The 17230-nt window shown below is 71.5% G+C and carries 14 protein-coding genes; 4 read left to right on the top strand and 10 right to left on the bottom strand.

All coding sequences use genetic code 11. The features are described from left to right. A partial coding sequence (locus tag ABTX60_RS11025) for a cellulose binding domain-containing protein (protein WP_352096776.1) occupies window positions 1-392 on the bottom strand: 392 nt, incomplete at its 3' end. Window positions 393-852: 460 nt separating this feature from the next. On the opposite strand from ABTX60_RS11025, the gene ABTX60_RS11020 reads away from it, so the two are divergent. Both ABTX60_RS11020 and ABTX60_RS11015 read left to right on the top strand, forming a co-directional pair. Then, window positions 853-2574, top strand: coding sequence for a glycoside hydrolase family 6 protein (locus ABTX60_RS11020; RefSeq protein ID WP_352096775.1), 1722 nt, complete (start codon window positions 853-855; stop codon window positions 2572-2574). A 131-nt stretch (window positions 2575-2705) separates the two neighbouring features. Further along, window positions 2706-3602, top strand: a complete 897-nt coding sequence (locus ABTX60_RS11015) for a class I SAM-dependent methyltransferase (RefSeq protein ID WP_352096774.1) — start codon at window positions 2706-2708, stop codon at window positions 3600-3602. A 110-nt stretch (window positions 3603-3712) separates the two neighbouring features. Here the strand turns inward: ABTX60_RS11015 and ABTX60_RS11010 are convergent, their stop codons facing one another. The 3 genes from ABTX60_RS11010 to ABTX60_RS11000 all read right to left on the bottom strand — a co-directional run bounded on the left by ABTX60_RS11010 (window position 3713) and on the right by ABTX60_RS11000 (window position 7690). Continuing rightward, window positions 3713-4504 (bottom strand): aldo/keto reductase, encoded by a 792-nt coding sequence (locus ABTX60_RS11010; RefSeq protein WP_352096794.1) that lies wholly within the window; start codon window positions 4502-4504, stop codon window positions 3713-3715. 156 nt (window positions 4505-4660) lie between these two features. Next, the gene (locus tag ABTX60_RS11005; RefSeq protein WP_352096773.1) at window positions 4661-6487 is read right to left on the bottom strand and encodes an AMP-dependent synthetase/ligase; all 1827 of its coding nucleotides are present in this window, start codon (window positions 6485-6487) and stop codon (window positions 4661-4663) included. 324 nt (window positions 6488-6811) lie between these two features. Continuing rightward, window positions 6812-7690, bottom strand: a complete 879-nt coding sequence (locus ABTX60_RS11000; protein WP_352096772.1) for a LysR substrate-binding domain-containing protein — start codon at window positions 7688-7690, stop codon at window positions 6812-6814. A 161-nt stretch (window positions 7691-7851) separates the two neighbouring features. Between ABTX60_RS11000 and ABTX60_RS10995 the strand changes: the two genes are divergently transcribed. Further along, window positions 7852-8868 carry a bile acid:sodium symporter family protein gene (locus ABTX60_RS10995; RefSeq protein ID WP_352096793.1) on the top strand — a complete coding sequence of 339 codons (1017 nt, stop codon included), beginning with the start codon at window positions 7852-7854 and terminating at the stop codon, window positions 8866-8868. On the opposite strand, the gene ABTX60_RS10990 is transcribed toward ABTX60_RS10995, so the two are convergent. From ABTX60_RS10990 to ABTX60_RS10980, 3 genes are all read right to left on the bottom strand, one after another. Next, window positions 8804-10039 carry a DUF5005 domain-containing protein gene (locus ABTX60_RS10990; RefSeq protein WP_352096771.1) on the bottom strand — a complete coding sequence of 412 codons (1236 nt, stop codon included), beginning with the start codon at window positions 10037-10039 and terminating at the stop codon, window positions 8804-8806. The two genes, ABTX60_RS10995 and ABTX60_RS10990, sit on opposite strands and share 65 nt — an antisense overlap. Window positions 10040-10050: 11 nt before the next feature. Beyond that, window positions 10051-11922: an exo-alpha-sialidase gene (locus tag ABTX60_RS10985; protein ID WP_352096770.1), complete on the bottom strand. Its 1872-nt coding sequence runs from the start codon at window positions 11920-11922 to the stop codon at window positions 10051-10053. A gap of 140 nt (window positions 11923-12062) precedes the next feature. Beyond that, window positions 12063-12980 (bottom strand): quinone oxidoreductase family protein, encoded by a 918-nt coding sequence (locus tag ABTX60_RS10980; RefSeq protein WP_352096769.1) that lies wholly within the window; start codon window positions 12978-12980, stop codon window positions 12063-12065. 104 nt (window positions 12981-13084) lie between these two features. Between ABTX60_RS10980 and ABTX60_RS10975 the strand changes: the two genes are divergently transcribed. Continuing rightward, entirely contained in the window at window positions 13085-13522 is a 438-nt protein-coding gene (locus ABTX60_RS10975) for a MarR family winged helix-turn-helix transcriptional regulator (RefSeq protein ID WP_352096768.1), read from the top strand. A 169-nt stretch (window positions 13523-13691) separates the two neighbouring features. Here ABTX60_RS10975 and fdhD read toward each other — a convergent pair whose 3' ends face one another. The 3 genes from fdhD to ABTX60_RS10960 are packed head-to-tail and all read right to left on the bottom strand — an operon-like array spanning window position 13692 to window position 17228. Beyond that, the gene (gene fdhD, locus ABTX60_RS10970; RefSeq protein WP_352096767.1) at window positions 13692-14540 is read right to left on the bottom strand and encodes a formate dehydrogenase accessory sulfurtransferase FdhD; all 849 of its coding nucleotides are present in this window, start codon (window positions 14538-14540) and stop codon (window positions 13692-13694) included. Between the two features lie 7 nt (window positions 14541-14547). Next, window positions 14548-15408, bottom strand: coding sequence for a 2Fe-2S iron-sulfur cluster-binding protein (locus tag ABTX60_RS10965; protein ID WP_352096766.1), 861 nt, complete (start codon window positions 15406-15408; stop codon window positions 14548-14550). Beyond that, the gene (locus ABTX60_RS10960) at window positions 15405-17228 is read right to left on the bottom strand and encodes an NAD(P)H-dependent oxidoreductase subunit E (protein WP_352096765.1); all 1824 of its coding nucleotides are present in this window, start codon (window positions 17226-17228) and stop codon (window positions 15405-15407) included. Before ABTX60_RS10960 ends, ABTX60_RS10965 begins: the two co-directional genes overlap by 4 nt. Between the last annotated feature and the right edge of the window lie 2 nt (window positions 17229-17230).

The following is a 17230-nucleotide window of genomic DNA, read 5'->3' as shown; positions in this document are numbered from 1 at the left end:
GCGGTGTTGGAGCCGCTGTAGGAGAACTGGGCACCGGTGGAGACGGCGGCGCCCGCCGCGACCCGCGCGTTGTGGGAGGCGTTCTTCACGGTGACGTTCTGGCCGGACTGCGACCAGGTGCCGTTCCAGCCGTTGCCCAGCTTCTGGTTGCCGGAGTAGGCGTAGGTCAGCGTCCAGCCGTCGATGACGTCCGTGCCGCGGTTGGTGAGGGTGAGGTCCACGGTGAAACCGGAGCCCCAGTCGTTCGTCTTGTAGTCGACACTGCACTGAAGTGCCGCCGCCTGCGCGGGAGTCGACCCTGAGGAGAGCATCGTCAACGGAAGGGTGAGAGCTGCGAGCGCGGCCGTCCACAGACGCCGCACGGCTCTCCGCCTCCGGGGTGGGGGATGCATGGTGCTGGTTCCTCCTTGCGGCTCGGAGAAGTCAAGGCTTGAACCAGTGGGAGCGCTCCCATAGTGCGGACACGTCAGGTACCGGTCAAGGTTCTCGAAGAGTCGAAAAGATTCGACGCCCCGCGTTGAGCGAAAGTCAGCGACTCCCCTGTTCTTTACCGTCGCTTGCCGCTACCTTCCTTGACACCAGTGGGAGCGATTCCATCGGTCGACGCGTCCGTCACGGCACGCCCGACCTGCAAGGAGTCGCTCATGCGACACCCCCCGCGTTCAGTACTTTGAGCCGCCGCCGGCGCGAGAGCGCCGCGTGCGGCGGACAGGTGACGCCCTCCGCCGGCCGCGTACGGCGCACTCAGGCCCCGGCATGCCCGCAAAGGCTCACCGCCCCACCGCACCTCTCTGAACCCCCCACGGAACCGCGGACATCGCAAGGAACCCAACGGAAGAGGGACCCCCACTCATGAGCCGTACGAGAACCGCGTTACTGGCCGCCATGGCTCTGGTCACCGGCGCGACCGGCACCGCCTTCGCCGTCGACCCGGGCGGCACCGGCGTCGCCGCCGTCCCCTGCACCGTCGACTACAAGATCCAGAACCAGTGGAGCACCGGCTTCACGGCCGCCGTGACCATCACCAACAACAGCGCCGCCAAGTCCTCGTGGTCGCTGAAGTGGTCGTACGCCGGGGACCAGAAGGTCACCAGCGGCTGGAACGCCAAGCTGAGTCAGAGCGGTGCCGGCGTCACCGCCGCCAACGAGACGTACAACGCCCAGCTGGGGACGGGCGCTTCGGTGAGCTTCGGCTTCCAGGGCAGCTACAGCGGCAGCAACGCGATCCCGGCGACCTTCACCCTCGACGGTGTCACCTGCAACGTCGACGGCGGCGGTCCCGGCGGCCCCACGGATCCGCCGGACCCGGGCGGTCCGTCCAACCGGGTGAACAACCCCTACGAGGGCGCGAAGGTGTACGTGAACCCGGAGTGGTCCGCCAACGCCGCCGCCGAGCCGGGAGGCAGCCGCATCTCCAACCAGCCCACGGGCGTCTGGCTGGACCGCATCGCGGCCATCAACGGCGCGAACGGCAAGATGGGCCTGCGCGCCCACCTCGACGAGGCGCTGCGCCAGAAGGGCTCCGGCGAGCTCGTCGTCCAGTTCGTCATCTACAACCTGCCCGGCCGGGACTGCTCCGCCCTTGCCTCCAACGGCGAGCTGAAGGCCGACGAGATCGGCCGCTACAAGACCGAGTACATCGATCCCATCAAGGCCATCCTCGCCGATCCCAAGTACGCCTCGCTGCGGATCGTCACCACGGTCGAGATCGACTCGCTGCCCAACCTCGTCACCAACACCGGCAGCCGTCCGACGGCCGTCCCGCAGTGCGACGTGATGAAGGCCAACGGCAACTACGTCAAGGGCGTGGGCTACGCGCTGAACAAGCTCGGCGACGTGCCGAACGTCTACAACTACGTCGACGCCGGGCACCACGGCTGGATCGGCTGGGACGACAACTTCGGCCCCACGGCCACCATCATGAAGGAGGCGGCGACCGCCGAGGGCGCCACGGTGAACGACGTCCACGGCTTCATCACCAACACGGCGAACTACAGCGCCCTGAAGGAGAACAACTTCACCATCAACGACTCGGTGGCCGGCAAGTCCGTCCGCGAGTCGAAGTGGGTCGACTGGAACCGCTACCTCGACGAGCTGTCCTACGCCCAGGGCTTCCGCAGCCAGCTGGTCTCGGCGGGCTTCAACTCGAACATCGGCATGCTGATCGACACCTCCCGCAACGGTTGGGGCGGCAGCGCGCGGCCCACCGGGCCGGGCGCGACGACCAGCGTCGACACCTACGTCGACGGCGGGCGATACGACCGTCGCTTCAACGCCGGCAACTGGTGCAACCAGTCCGGAGCCGGCCTGGGCGAACGCCCGAAGGCCGCCCCGGCCGCGGGGATCGACGCGTACGTGTGGATGAAGCCGCCGGGCGAGTCCGACGGGGCGAGCAAGCAGATCCCGAACGACGAGGGCAAGGGCTTCGACCGCATGTGCGACCCCACCTACACGGGCAACCCGCGGAACAACTACAACATGTCCGGCGCCCTGCCGGACGCGCCGCTGTCCGGGCACTGGTTCTCCGCGCAGTTCCGGCAACTGATGCAGAACGCGTACCCGCCGCTGTCCTGACCGGCTCGCGGTGAACCGCTGATCCGCCGGGGCCCCGTGCCCCGGCGGATTTTGCGGGACCGGCAACAGCAGTGGCCTCCGTCCGGTGCGTCGGTGCACGCTGACCGCACCCGAGCGAGAGGCTGACCACCATGGGGCATCACCACCACGACCACGAGCGGGGCCACGGCCCTCATCACGGCCACACGGACCTCGACTGGGCCGAGATGGGCCCGATGCTGGAGTCCTCGGCGGAACTGTTCGCATCCCTGTACGAACGTGCCCTGGGCTGGCTGGCGCAGGAGGTGACCGAGCCGGGGCTGATCGTCGACGTCGGCAGCGGACCGGGCGTCGTGTCGTGCCTGTTCGCGGAGACGTTCCCGGGCGCGCGGATCGTGGCGGTGGACGGCTCCGAGGGGCTGCTGGAGCGGGCCCGGGCGCGGGCCGGACGCCTGGGCGTCGCCGACCGCTTCGGCACGCTCACCGGTGATCTGCCCGAGGTGCTCGGCGAGCTGGACTACCCCGCCGATCTGCTCTGGGCGAGCCGCAGCCTGCACCACCTGGGCGACCAGCGGGCCGCGCTGGCCGCCTTCGCGCAGCGGCTCGCGCCGGGCGGCACGCTGGCCCTCATGGAGGGCGGTCTGCCCCTGCGGTTCCTGCCGCGCGACATCGGCATCGGCCGGCCCGGTCTCCAGACGCGGATCGACGCGGTGGAGGCGGAGTGGTTCAGCCGGATGCGCACCGGCCTGCCCGGGCACGTGGCCGAGACGGAGCACTGGCCGGCCCTGCTCGCCGCCGCGGGGCTCAAGCACACGAGGACGCACAGCTTCCTGCTCGATCTCCCGGCGCCCGCCTCGGACCGGGCGCGCGCGTATGTCGTGGCGTCGCTGTCGCACATGCGCGACATGCTCGCCGAGGAGCTCGACGCCGAGGATCTCGCGACCGTCGACCGCCTGCTCGATCCCGACGACGAGGCGAGCCTGCACCACCGCCCGGACGTGTTCGTCCTGGAGGCCCACACCGTGCACACGGCGGTCCGGCCCGGGTAGCGGATCCGGCGCCTTCGAGGCAGCCGGCCCCGGGGGATGCTCCTGGGAACGGCAGCACCCCGGCCCGGGTCCCGCGAAGGGGCTCCGGACCGGGGCGCTGCCGGTGCGGCTCAGGCGCCGTTGAACTCGGCCGGGTCCGGGCCGATGCGCCGGTCCTCGTTCAGCGCGCTGATCGCCGCCAGGTCCTCGTCGTCGAGGCTGAAGTCGAACACCTCGATGTTCTCCTTGATCCGCGACGGCGTCACGGACTTCGGGATCACCACGTTGCCCAGCTGGATGTGCCAGCGCAGCACCACCTGGGCCGGGGTGCGCTCGTGCTTGCGGGCGATGGCCACGATCGCCGGGACCTCCAGCAGGCCCTTGCCCTGGCCGAGCGGTGACCAGGCCTCCGTGGCGATGCCCTGCTGTGCGTGGTACTCGCGGGAGGCGGCCTGCTGCAGGTGCGGGTGCAGCTCGATCTGGTTCACCGCCGGGACGACCGACGTCTCGCCGATCAGCTTCTCCAGGTGCTCGGGAAGGAAGTTGGAGACACCGATGGCCCGGATCCGGCCGTCGGCGTGCAGCTTCTCGAACGCCTTGTAGGTGTCGACGTACAGACCCCGCTCCGGCGTCGGCCAGTGGATCAGGTAGAGGTCGACGAAGTCCAGGCCGAGCTTCTCCAGCGACGTGTCGAAGGCGCGCAGCGTGGAGTCGTATCCCTGGTCGGCGTTCCAGAGCTTCGTGGTGACGAAGAGCTCATCGCGGGGCACGCCGGCGGCGGCGATGGCCTTGCCGGTGCCCGCCTCGTTGCCGTAGATCGCCGCGGTGTCGATGCTGCGGTACCCGGCCTCCAGTGCCGTCCCGACGGCCGTCTCGGCCTCGTCGTCCGGCACCTGCCAGACGCCGAAGCCCAGCTGGGGCATCTCGACGCCGTTGTTCAGGATGATCGGGGGGACCTTGCTCACGAGCTCTCGATCCTTCGGTAAGTGGTCAGTGTGCTCCCATCGTCAACGATCACGGGCGGTGATGCATTCCTGACGGGAGAATTCCGAAGCCACACCTGCCCCGCGGGACGGAGGTCACGCCCGGTAGAGCGCCTCGACCTCGTTCTCGTACGCGTTCTCGATGGCCTTCCGCTTCAGCTTCAGGGACGGGGTCAGCAGCCCGTGCTCCTCCGTGAACGGCTGGGCCAGTATGCGGAAGGTGCGGATCGACTCGGCCTGCGAGACGAGGGTGTTGGCGGCGACCACCGCACGGCGCACCTCCGTCTCCAGATCCGCGTCGCGCACCAGCTCCGCAGGGGACATCTGCGGCTTGGACCGCATGGCCAGCCAGTGCTCCACGGCCTCCTGGTCGAGGGTGATCAGGGCGGCGATGTACGGGCGGTCGTTGCCGACGAGGATGCACTGGTTGACCAGCGGATGGTCCCGGACGCGTTCCTCCAGCACGCCGGGGGAAACGCTCTTCCCGCCGGACGTGACCAGGATCTCCTTCTTGCGGCCGGTGATGGTGAGGAAGCCGTCCTCGTCCAGCGCGCCGAGGTCGCCGGTGGCGAGCCAGCCGTCGTGCAGGGTCGCGTCCGTGGCCTTCTGGTTGTTGAGGTACCCCTGGAAGACGTTCTCGCCGTGCAGCCAGATCTCGCCGTCGTCCGCGATGTGCACGGTCATGCCCGGGATGGGCTGCCCGACCGTGCCGAACCGGGTGCGTCCGGGCGGGTTGGCGGTCGCTGCCGCCGTGGACTCGGTCAGGCCGTAGCCCTCGTAGATGTGCACGCCCGCCCCGGCGAAGAACAGCCCGAGGCGGCGGTCCATCGCCGAGCCGCCGGACATGGCGTGCTTGATGCGGCCGCCCATGGCGGCGCGGATCTTGGTGTAGACGAGCTTGTCGAACAGCTGGTGCTGCATGCGCAGGCCCGCGGACGGGCCGGGGCCGGTGCCCCAGGCCTTGGCCTCCATCGCGTCCGCGTACCTGATGGCGATGTCGACGGCCTTCTCGAAGGGGCCGGAGCGGCCCTCCTTCTCGGCCTTGCGGCGGGCCGCGTTGAAGACCTTCTCGAAGATGTAGGGCACGGCCAGGAAGAACGTCGGTTTGAACGCGGCCAGATCCGGCAGCAGGGCCGCCGCGTTCAGCTGCGGCTGGTGGCCGAACTTCACCTTGCCGCGGATCCCGGCGACCTGGACCATCCGCCCGAAGACGTGCGCGAGCGGCAGGAACAGCAGGGTCGCCGCCTCGTCGCCGCGCCGGGAGTGGAACACCGGCTCCCAGCGCTCGATGACGGTGTCCGCCTCGTACATGAAGTTGCCGTGCGTGATGACACACCCCTTGGGGCGGCCGGTGGTGCCCGAGGTGTAGATGATCGTGGCGACCGAGTCGGGGGTGACGGCCTGCCGGTGGCGGTGCACCACCTCGTCGTCGAGGTGCGCGCCCGCGTCGTACAGCTCGTGCACGGCGCCGGAGTCCAGCTGCCACAGTCGGCGCAACCGGGGGAGCCGGTCGATGACGGTGGCGATCGTCATCGCGTGGTCCTCGTGCTCCACGACCGCGGCCGTCACCTCGGCGTCGTACAGCATCCAGAAGCACTGCTCGGCCGAGGACGTCGGGTAGACCGGCACGACCTGGGCGCCGATCGTCCACAGCGCGTAGTCGAAGAGGGTCCACTCGTAGCGCGTGCGGGACATGATCGCGACCCGGTCGCCGAACCGGATGCCGCTCGCCAGCAGGCCCTTGGCCAGAGCGAGCACCTCGTCGCGGAACTCGGCGCTGGTGACGTCCTGCCACTCACCGGAGTCGTCCTTGCGGCCCAGCGCGATGTGCTGCGGGTCCTCCTGGGCATGCTCGAAGACCACGTCGGCCAGACCGCCCACCGGAGGTGCCAACGCCAACGGAGGGTTGGTGAACTCGCGCAAACCCCGCTCCCCGTTCCTCAGCGCTCTTGTCGAGTGACGCCCCGCACAGCGCCGTGAAAGCTACCCCACCCGGCCAGGGGACGGGAGGGGGTACGGAAGCACACACCGCTGCGGTCCGCGCTGGTCAGCGAGGGAAAAAGCGCTCACATGGGGAAGGGTCGGACACAAACCTGACGGTTGAGTAAGTTTCGGTGCCGTAATCTCCACCGAATCTGTACGAGTCCGGCTGTGGTGCGTCGCCCCGTCGAACTCGCCCCCTTCCGTCAGCGGAACGGCGACGGATTCTGTCACTCCGCTTCTGTCGGCGGCCGCTGACCGGCCAGGTCACAGCCCCTTGCGCGCACTGCGCTGGAGCCGGTCCCCGCCCGCCAGGATCGACGCCGCCAGGGCGTCGGCCGCGCCCTGGGCGGAGGGCCGGCGCCGGCCGTGGACCAGGACGAAGTCGACCTGTCCCAGTTCCGGCAGCCCCGCCCGGTCCGGAACCCGGACCAGACCCGGCGGGATCAGGCCGCGGGAGTGGGCCATCACACCGAGACCGGCCCGGGCCGCCGCGACGAGGCCGTTGAGGCTGCCGCTGGTGCACACCACGCGCCAGTCGCGGCCCTGCCGCTCCAGGGCCTCCAGGGCGAGGGCGCGGGTGATGCCGGGAGGCGGGTAGACGATGAGCGGCACCGGGCGGTCCGGGTCGAGCCGGAGGCGTTCCGCGCCGATCCACACCAGCCGGTCGTGCCGGACCAGCTCGCCCCGCGGGTCCTCGGGCCGCCGCTTGGCCAGGACCAGATCCAGCTTCCCGGCGGTCAGCTGCTCGTGCAGGGTGCCCGACAGCTCGACCGTCAGCTCCAGGTCGACCTCCGGATGCTCGTGCCGGAAGCCCTCCAGGATCTCGGGCAGCCGGGTGAGCACGAAGTCCTCCGAGGCGCCGAAGCGCAGCCGGCCGCGCAGCCGGGTGCCCGTGAAGAACGCCGCAGCCTGCTCGTGCACCTCCAGGATCCGGCGGGCGAAGCCGAGCATGGCCTCGCCGTCCTCGGTCAGCTCCACAGAGTGGGTGTCCCGGCTGAACAACGTCCGCCCGGTGGCGTCCTCCAGGCGCCGCACGTGCTGGCTGACCGTCGACTGCCGCACCCCCAGCCGCCGGGCGGCCTGCGTGAAGCTCAGCGTCTGCGCCACCGAGAGGAACGTGCGCAGCTGGGACGGGTCGTACATGCCCCCACGTTATCGTGAAACGCAATGACAGTCAGAGCGGTATACCGGATTCCCGATCGCCGGTCGGGGAAGCAGGATGGAAGGGGGCCGCTACGGCCCCGGACCGACCGAAGTACCAAAGCAAGTGGAGCACCGTGAAACGCCTGCGCTGGCCGCATTGGATGCCGATCGACCCCTACATCCTGCTCCTCCTCGGGACGGTGGGCCTCGCCGCACTGTTCCCGGCGCGCGGAACGGCCGCGGATGTCGCCTCGGGTGCCTCCACGGCCGCGGTCGCCCTCCTCTTCTTCCTGTACGGCGCCCGGCTGTCCACCCGTGAGGCGCTCGACGGGCTGCGGCACTGGCGGCTGCACGTGACGGTGCTGGCCTGCACCTTCCTGGTCTTCCCGCTGCTCGGGCTCGCGGCCCGCGGGCTGGTGCCGGTGATCCTGACGCACCCGCTCTACCAGGGCCTGCTCTTCCTCACCCTGGTCCCCTCGACCGTCCAGTCGTCGATCGCCTTCACCTCGATGGCCCGCGGCAACGTGCCCGCCGCGATCTGCGCGGGCTCCTTCTCCTCCCTCATCGGCATCGTCGCCACCCCGCTGCTCGCGGCCTCGCTGCTCGGCGGCAGCGGCGGCGGCTTCTCCGCCGACTCGCTGCTGAAGATCGTGCTGCAGCTGCTGGTGCCGTTCCTCGCCGGGCAGCTGCTGCGCCGCTGGATCGGCGGCTTCGTCACGCGCCACAAGCAGGTCCTCGCCCTGGTGGACCGCGGCTCGATCCTGCTCGTCGTCTACACCGCGTTCAGCGCGGGCATGGTCCAGGGCATCTGGCACCAGGTCAGCCCGGTGCGACTGGGCGCCCTGGCGGTCGTCGAGGCCGTGGTCCTCGCCCTGATGCTGCTGCTCACCTGGTACGGCGGCAAGGCGCTGGGCTTCGGCCGGGCGGACCGGATCGCGATCCAGTTCGCCGGCTCGAAGAAGTCCCTGGCCGCCGGACTGCCCATGGCGAGCGTCCTGTTCGGCGCGCAGGCGGCGCTCGCCGTGCTGCCGCTGATGCTCTTCCACCAGATGCAGCTCATCGTGTGCGCGGTGATCGCCAAGCGGCGCGCGCGGGAGGCGGCGGCGGAGGAGGTCACCGCGCCGCGGCCAGCCGCAACGACACGAACCGTGGTCGGTACAGGGACACGTTCCGGCTGAGCCGGTCGGCGGCGCCCGTGGGCTCCAGCCAGTTGACGTCGTAACTCAGGACGAGCCGTCCGTCGCCGCTCAGCACCGGATGCGCCTGCGGGTTGTAGGCGGCCACCTGCCCCTGCGGCAGCGGCGGGGCGAACTCCTTCGCAGGACCGTGCCACGGCCCGGCCGGGGAGCAGGCCCAGTAGGACGCCACGGTGGTCAGCCCCTTCGCGCCGGCGGCCATGGTGAACAGCACGTACGTACCGCCCTCCCGGACGACCGAGAACGCGCTGCCCACGCCCTTGCGCCGCCCGTCCCCGAGCACCGGCCGGGGGCGGGCCCGGGGCACCCACGCCGATCCGCTCCAGTACTCCCAGGCCCCCGGATCCGCGAGCGCGCCCTCCGGCACCCGGGCCGCGTACGCGTGCGAGGCGGGCCGGGCGGCGGCCCGGCCGTCGTCACCGCCGAACACATAGGTCCAGCCGCCCTCCTCGACCAGCGTCGTGCCGAACAGCACCCGCCGGGACGGGTCGGGCACCGACTGCTGGCCGAACACCTCGACGACCGACTCCAGGCGCAGCCCGGGCAGCGACAGCGTGGCGACCTCGGTGGCGGTGGGCACTCCGTAGATCCAGGGGGCCTGCCCCGCCGTGCGCACCCACAGCAGCACCCGGACGACCTGCTCCGCGGAGCCGGGGGAGCGGGGTTCGACGCGGGCGGCGACCGGCCAGCGCCACTGGTTCGGTGCCGGGTCGGCGAACAGCGGGGCGGGCAGGGTGCTCTCGAGCCGGCCGTCACGCATCAGCACGGCCGAGTTGCGCACCAGCGGCGTGGTGGCGTCCCGCCAGGCGTGGGACTCGCCATGCGGATTGGGCGGACCGTACACCCGGCCCAGGTAGGTGTCCGAGAACAGCCACAGCACCCGGCCGTCCGGCAGCCGCACCGAGTGGGTGCCGTCGCCGCCGGTCCAGTCGTCCGTGCGGCTCGCGTCGTCGCCGTAGCGGGTGAACTCGGCCTCGAGGGCGTCGTCCGTGTCCCAGGAGCCGACGGTGAGCGCCTGACAGGCGTCGTGGCCCGGGCCGTCGTCGCCGGGCAGGGCGATGAGCAGCGCCGCGCCGAGAACCAGGACCAGCAGCAGGCCGATCCCGGTTCCCGTGCGCTGTCGTGCTCGTAATGCTCCTGAGTCGTCGGGCACGTCCCGTGACGTTAGTTGCTGCCGCTCACCCGGTCCATGGGCAGCCACAGCACCGCGCCCCGGGAGGCCGCGCCCGCGGCGCCGGAGGCCAGTTCCCCGTCGCTCAGGGCCCGGTTCCACACCCGGACGTCGTCGATCGCCCCGGTGAGGAACGCCCGGCTGTCCATGCGCTGGCCGATGTGCACGCCGAACGGGGAGTTGCGGCTGACCGAGCCCGGCACGTCGGCGGTGGTGAGCGGCGTGCCGTCGAGGAACAGCGTCAGCCGCCCGCCGCCCCGGCGCAGGGCCAGGTGGTGCCAGCGGCCGTCGTTGTGGGCGCCGTCGGTCCACACCGAGGCGGACCTGACGGTCGTCGCGCCCGACCTGGTGGTGATCAGCGCCCGGACCCGGTCGCTCGCGGGTTCCCCGCGCAGCCAGATCTGCGGCTGGGTGCCGCCGATGCCGCCCATCCACAGGAAGGGCTGTTCGCCGGCCGTGGCCGTGTAGCGGAAGTGCAGCGACGCCGTGAAGTCCCCTTCCCCGAGCGGCAGCCGGGACCGGTAGGGGAGCCGGACGGCGTCATCGGTGCCGTCGAAGGACAGCGCGCCGCCCCGGACCCCGTCCGTCCGCGCGGCACCGCCGAGCACGGCCGCGGTCCTGCCGCCCGCCGCCGCGTCCCGCGTGGTCGGGTCGGCGCCCCGGCGCGGTTTCAGCCAGTCCTCGGTGAATCGGGCGAAGCGGATCTCGTCACGCGCGTCGACCGCCCCGCCCTCGTACAGCAGTCCCACGGCCGAGCTGCCCAGGGCCGCCATGTCGGAGTAGCCGGACCAGTCGGTGGTGACGACCGTGCCCCGGTCCACGCTCTCCCAGGTGCGCCCGCCGTCGTAGGAGGAGCGCACCATCATCGTGCGGCGGCGGTCGGGGTCGGCCGGAGCGGACAGCAGCATCCGGTCGCCGAGACGCAGGGTCGCGCCCTGGACCTGCGGGGTGTACAGGTCCGGCAGGTCGCGGAAGGGCGTGGCGAAGCGGTCGCCGCCGTCGAGGCTGACGGTCTGGGAGCGGTGGCCCAGGTCGGTGCCGTCCTGTTCCCGGCCGCTGACGAGCAGGGCGCCGTCGGCGCGTTCGGTGAGCGTCACCTCGGACGGCTTCTGCCGGAACGTGCCGTCCTGCGCTATCGGCCAGGTGTCCGTGGCGCCGACCTGCCAGGAGTCGCCGCCGTCGTCGCTGACGACGAGGGCGGCGTGGTTGGCGGAGACGCGGCTGCCGTTCCACGTCTCGGTGTTGACGCCGAACACGAGCCGCCCGGCGTGCTTGCCGCGGGTCAGCTGGACGCCGTGCACGGGACCGGTCGCGTACCAGGAGTTCCAGTCCTCGGGCAGGATCTCCTCGCTCAGGTCGCGCGGCTTCGACCAGGTGCGGCCGTCGTCGTCGCTGTACTGCAGGTGCGGGGTGCGGTCGCAGGGGACGGTGCAGTTGCCGGCGTCCGTGCGGCCGGTGTTGTACGTCTCGGCCAGCAGGATCCGGCCCGTCCTGCGGTCCACGACGGGGGCCGGGTTGCCGTGCGTGTCGCCCGCGCCTTCGGTGACGACCTGGAGCGGTCCCCAGGTGCGGCCGCCGTCGGTGGAGCGCTTGAGCACGATGTCGATGTCGGCGGCGTCACCGCAGTTGAGGACACGGCCCTCGGCGAAGGCGAGCAGGGTGCCGCCGGTGGTGCGCACCACCGCCGGGATCCGGAAGCAGGCGTAGCCCGGATCCTGGGACGCCTTGAAGAGTACCTGCTGCTCGAATTCCGGTGCGGCGGTGGTGGGTCGGCTGTGCGCCGGGGCGGTGGGCGCGAGCAGCGCCCCGGCGGTGACGGCGGCTGTCAGGGTGGATCTCAGACGTGCGCGAAGACTGGACGGCATGGTGCGACCTGCCCTTCATGCGTCTGTCGGCCGGACCACCGGGTGATGGGAGAGGACATCCGGTCATGCGGACATTCCACGTCCAATGTCTGGTCCACAGACGGTACTTGGGTTCAAAGACCCCCCACAAGAAGCGTGCGTCAGGGGATCAGGACGACCTTGCCCAGGTTGGACCGCCCCTCGATCTCCGCGTGCGCCTTGGCCGCGTCCTCCAGGGCGAACTCCCCGTGGACGGCGGGCCTGAGCTCTCCGGCGGCGAACAGCCGCCACAGTTCCTCTCGCCACTGCTCGTACAACTCCGGCTTGCCCCGGGCGATGCGGGCCACCTGGAAACCGATGACCGACTTGGCGCCCACGAGCAGGTCGTAGGCCTGGATGGCGCCGCCGCCCGAGCTGTACGCCACCAGCCGTCCCCCGGGTACGAGCGCGTGGAGGGTGCGGGTGAGCAACTCGCCACCGACCGCGTCCAGGACGTAGTCCACGGGCGTCCCCCAGCTCGCGTCGCCGTACGAGATGACGTGGTCGGCGCCGAGACCGCGCACGAAGCCGGCCTTGCCCGGATCGGAGACGGCTCCCACCACGCGTCCGGCGCCGCGCGTCCTGGCCAGCTGCACGGCCAGCTGGCCGACACCACTCGCGGCCGCCGTGACCAGGGCCGCCTCACCCGGCTCGGGGCGGGCCGCCTCCAGGGCACCGAGGGCAACCAGGCCGCTGCGGACCAGGGCGACCGCGTCGACGGCGCTCGCGTTCCCGGGGATCGGGGAGGCCATGGTCTCGTGCAGCACCGCGAAGTCCGCGTAGCCGTGGCCGAAGCAGAGGCCGGTCACCCGGTCGCCGGTGCCGAAGCGGGTGACGCCCTCACCGACGGCCGTGACCTGCCCGGCGATCTCGCCGCCGAGCGGGACCGGTTCGGCCGCCTCGGTGACCTTGCGTACGACCGGGAGCGTGACGCCGATCGCCTCCGCGCGCACGAGCAGTTCTCCGGGGCCGGGCACGGGGAGCGGTGCCTCCTCCGTGAAGAGGGGGCCGCCTGGGGATTCGTAACGGACGCGGCGCATCACACCTCCGGGTCGTCGGTGAGACCCCGATGGAATCGTTGGGGTGCCCAACGGTATAGGAGGATCATAGGGAGAACCAACGATTTCTTGGTTAGGCTGCGGCCATGTCGGAAGCTCCCCTCCCCGCGATCCGCTCCCTGCCCAGCTGGCTGCTCGGCTGCGCCGCCGCCCGCGGCCGGGCCCTGGTCGCCGAGGCGCTGGCGGAGGAGGACATGCGGATGTGGCACCACGTGGTGCTGTCCGCCGTACGCGACCTGGCCCCCGTGGCCCAGGCCGACCTCGGCCGCGGGGTCCGGCTGGACCCCAAGGACCTCGTCGGCGTCCTCGACGACCTTCAGTCGGCGGGAATGGTGGTACGCGAGCCGGACCCGCGGGACCGCCGGAAGAACGCGGTGTCCCTCACCTCGCGCGGAGCCCGGCTGCTCAGGCGCTGCGAGAAGGCGGCCCGCGCCGCCAACGACGAACTGCTCGCGCCGCTGTCGGCGGCCGAGCGGGAGCAGTTCACTTCGATGCTGGCCCGGATATCCGGCACGGCCGGCTGAAGATCCGGCAGGGGGCCTGCCCTCGCGAGGTCAGGCGGAAAGGGGCCCTCACGGGGTGCCGGGGCGTGCGAGGCGAGTTGCGCGCGGGCAGGCCGAGACGGGGCCCCTGCGGCGCAGGGGGCGCTCCCCGCCGGTCGGGGCCCCGCCGCCGTGTAGCGGAGGAACCTGCTCAGCCCTGGGCGGCCGCGGCCCGCAGGGCGATGCGGTCCTCACCCGCGTACACGTTCATGGAGTTGCCCCGCAGGAAGCCCACCAGTGTCAGGCCTGCCTCGGCGGCCAGGTCCACCGCCAGCGAGGACGGTGCCGACACGGCCGCCAGCACGGGTATGCCGGCCATCACGGCCTTCTGCGCCAGCTCGAAGGAGGCCCGGCCCGACACGAGCAGGATCGCCCGCGACAGCGGCAGCTCCCCGTTCTGCAGGGCGCGGCCGACCAGCTTGTCGACCGCGTTGTGCCGGCCCACGTCCTCCCGGACGTCCAGCAGCTCGCCGGCTTCCGAGAACAGGGCCGCCGCGTGCAGGCCCCCGGTCCGGTCGAAGACCCGCTGGGCCGCGCGCAGCCGGTCGGGGAGGCTTGCGAGCAGCTCGGGGGAGATCCGGACCGGAGGAGTGTCGGCGATGGGCCACCTGGCCGTGGTGCGCACCGCGTCCAGCGACGCCTTGCCGCACAGGCCGCAGGAGGACGTGGTGTAGACGTTGCGCTCCAGAGTGATGTCGGGGATCACCACGCCGGGGGCCGTCTTCACGTCGACGACGTTGTACGTGTTCGAGCCGTCGTCCGTGGCCCCCGCGCAGTAGACGATGTTCTGCAGGTCCTGCTGCCCGGCCAGCACCCCCTCGCTCACCAGGAAGCCCGCCGCCAGCGCGAAGTCGTCGCCCGGGGTGCGCATGGTGATCGCCAGGGGCTTGCCGTTGAGCCGGATCTCCATCGGTTCCTCGGCGACGAGCGTGTCCGGGCGGCCGGAGACCACCCCGTCCCGGATGCGGATCACCTTGCGTCGTTCCGTGACTCGTCCCATGTCCTGATCAGTCCCGGTTCTGTACGTGCTGGTAGCCGAAGCGGCCCTTGATGCAGAGGTTGCCGTGGGTCACCGGGTTGTCGTGCGGCGAGGTGACCTTCACGATCTCATTGTCCTGCACGTGCAGCGTCAGGTTGCAGCCCACTCCGCAGTACGCGCACACCGTGGTCGTCTCCGTCTGCCGCGACTCGTCCCAGGTACCCGCCGCGCGCATGTCGAACTCGGACTTGAAGGACAGCGCCCCGGTCGGGCACACCTCGATGCAGTTCCCGCAGTACACGCATGCCGAGTCGGTCAGCGGCGCGTCGTGCTCCACGGCGATCCGGGCGTCGAAGCCGCGTCCGGCGACCGAGATCGCGAAGGAGTTCTGCCACTGGTCGCCGCAGGCGTCGACGCATTTGTAGCAGAGGATGCACTTGTCGTAGTCGCGGACGTACAGGTCGTTGTCGATCTTCGGTTCTTCGTTCAGCCGCGCCGCGTCCGGGCCGAAACGATCCGGTTTCGCCTCGTACTCCTTCAGCCACCCGGCGACCTTCGGAGTCGTCGACAGGTCGACCGAGGACGCGAGCAGTTCCAGGACCACCTTGCGGCTGTGCCGGGCGCGCTCGGTGTCGGTGCGGACCTCCATGCCCGGCTCGGCCTTGCGGGAGCAGGCGGGGACGAGGGTCCTGGCCCCCTCGACCTCGACCACACAGACCCGGCAGGCGTTCTTCGGCCGCAGGGTGTCGCCTTCGCACAGGGTCGGGATGTCCTTCCCCGCCGCCCGGCAGGCGTCCAGGATCGTCGAGCCCTCGGGGACCCGGGCCTCCTCCCCGTCGATGGTGAACTCCAGCATGCGGCGCGGGATCCCCAGCGGTGTGACGGTCATTCGTACGCCCCCAGTCGGTCGATGGCGGATTCCACGGCGTTCCACGCGGTCTGCCCGAGACCGCAGATCGAGGCGTCCCGCATGGCGCGGCCGACCTCCCGCAGCAGCGCGATGTCGCCGGCGGCCTCCGCGCCCGTGCGCTCCACGATCCGGTGCAGTGCCTCCTCCTGCCGGACCGTTCCGACCCGGCACGGCACGCACTGCCCGCACGACTCGTCGCGGAAGAACTCCGCGATGCGCAGCAGCAGCCGGGGCAGGGGCACGCTGTCGTCGAAGGCCATGACAACCCCCGAGCCGAGCGTCGTGCCCGCCTCCCGCGTCCCTTCGAAGGTGAGCGGCACGTCCAGCTCGTCGGGCCGTACGAAACCGCCCGCGGCCCCGCCGAGGAGCACCGCCCGCAGCCCCTCCCGCACCCCGGCCAGGGTGAGCACCTCGCCGAGCGTCGCGCCGAACGGCACCTCGTAGACGCCGGGCCGCTCCACGCTCCCGGATACGCAGAACAGCTTCGGCCCGGTGGAGCGCCCGGTGCCGATCGCCGCGTACGCCGGGGCGCCCAGGGTGAGGATCGGCAGGACGTTGACCAGGGTCTCGACGTTGTTCTCGACCGTCGGCTTGCCGAACAGCCCCTTCTCCACCGGGAACGGCGGCTTCGAGCGGGGCTCGCCCCGGTAGCCCTCGATGGAGTTGAACAGGGCCGTCTCCTCACCGCAGATGTAGGCGCCCGCGCCACGCCGGATCTCGATGTCGAAGGCGTAGCCCTGCCCAAGGACGTCGTCACCGAGCAGTCCGCGGGCACGGGCCTGCGCGATCGCGTTCTCCAGCAGGCGCAGGGCGCGCGGGTACTCGCCCCGCAGATACAGGTAGCCCTTGTGCGCGCCGGTCGCGTACCCGGCGATCGTCATCGCCTCGACCAGGGCGTACGGGTCGCCCTCCATCAGCACGCGGTCCTTGAAGGTGCCCGGCTCCGACTCGTCGGCGTTGCAGACGAGGTAATGCGGACGGTCCGGCTGGGACGCCGTGGCCTGCCACTTGCGGCCGGTGGGGAAGGCGGCACCGCCCCGCCCGACCAGGCCCGAGTCGGTGACCTCGCGGATGACCTCCGCGGGACCCAGCTCGAAAGCCCGGCGCAGGGCGGTGTAACCCCCGTGGGCGCGGTAGTCGTCGAGGGACGACGGGTCGACCACGCCGACGCGGTGCAGCAGCATCAGGCCGTCCTGCCCCGCCTGGGGCACGGCCAGCGCGGCCGCCGGCTCCTCGGGCGCGGAGTCGGGGGAGCTCGCGGCGAGCACGGCGTCCTGGACGGTCGCGGGCGCCGAGACCGCCGTACGCACGGGGTCCCCGGCCTTGATCGCGAGTGCGGCCGGGGCTCGTTCGCACAGGCCCAGGCACGGGCTGCGTTCCACGCTCACACCGCTGCCGAGGCCCAGCCGCTCCTCGATCCCGGCGCACAGCTCCGGTGCCCCGGCCGCCGCGCACGCCAGGTCCGTGCACACGTGGAGCACGGTCGCCGGACGGGGCTTGACCGAGAACATGGAGTAGAAGGTGGCGACGCCGTACGCCTCCGCCGGCGGCACCGTCAGCCGTCGGCAGAGGTAGTCGAGGGCGCCCTCGCTGATCCAGCCGATCCGGTCGTTGACCGCGTGCAGCCCCGGCAACAGCAGGTCGCGGCGGTCCCGGGCCTCGCGACCGCCTCGCGCCCACCTCAGATCGGCGTCGGAGCGATCGGCCCCCTCCCAGGAGGACTCGGGAGGCCCGAGCAGGGCGTCGACGGCCGCCCGTTCCTCGTCCGTCGGTTTGCTGTCACCGAAGTGCAGGTCCACGT

Source organism: Streptomyces sp. NPDC126510, assembly GCF_040302345.1.
Lineage (GTDB): Bacteria > Actinomycetota > Actinomycetes > Streptomycetales > Streptomycetaceae > Streptomyces.
Note: the sequence above shows the minus strand (reverse complement) of the source record. Positions and strands in the feature narration are given on the sequence as shown.

Excerpts from the sequence above, each read along its gene's own strand:
- ABTX60_RS11020 (WP_352096775.1), top strand. The coding sequence starts at position 853 with ATGAGCCGTACGAGAACCGCGTTACTGGCCGCCATGGCTCTGGTCACC.
- ABTX60_RS10975 (WP_352096768.1), top strand. The coding sequence starts at position 13,085 with ATGTCGGAAGCTCCCCTCCCCGCGATCCGCTCCCTGCCCAGCTGGCTG.
- ABTX60_RS10980 (WP_352096769.1), bottom strand. The coding sequence starts at position 12,980 with ATGCGCCGCGTCCGTTACGAATCCCCAGGCGGCCCCCTCTTCACGGAG.
- ABTX60_RS10985 (WP_352096770.1), bottom strand. The coding sequence starts at position 11,922 with ATGCCGTCCAGTCTTCGCGCACGTCTGAGATCCACCCTGACAGCCGCC.
- ABTX60_RS11015 (WP_352096774.1), top strand. The coding sequence starts at position 2,706 with ATGGGGCATCACCACCACGACCACGAGCGGGGCCACGGCCCTCATCAC.
- ABTX60_RS10965 (WP_352096766.1), bottom strand. The coding sequence starts at position 15,408 with ATGACCGTCACACCGCTGGGGATCCCGCGCCGCATGCTGGAGTTCACC.
- fdhD (WP_352096767.1), bottom strand. The coding sequence starts at position 14,540 with ATGGGACGAGTCACGGAACGACGCAAGGTGATCCGCATCCGGGACGGG.
- ABTX60_RS11000 (WP_352096772.1), bottom strand. The coding sequence starts at position 7,690 with ATGTACGACCCGTCCCAGCTGCGCACGTTCCTCTCGGTGGCGCAGACG.
- ABTX60_RS11010 (WP_352096794.1), bottom strand. The coding sequence starts at position 4,504 with ATGCCCCAGCTGGGCTTCGGCGTCTGGCAGGTGCCGGACGACGAGGCC.
- ABTX60_RS10995 (WP_352096793.1), top strand. The coding sequence starts at position 7,852 with ATGCCGATCGACCCCTACATCCTGCTCCTCCTCGGGACGGTGGGCCTC.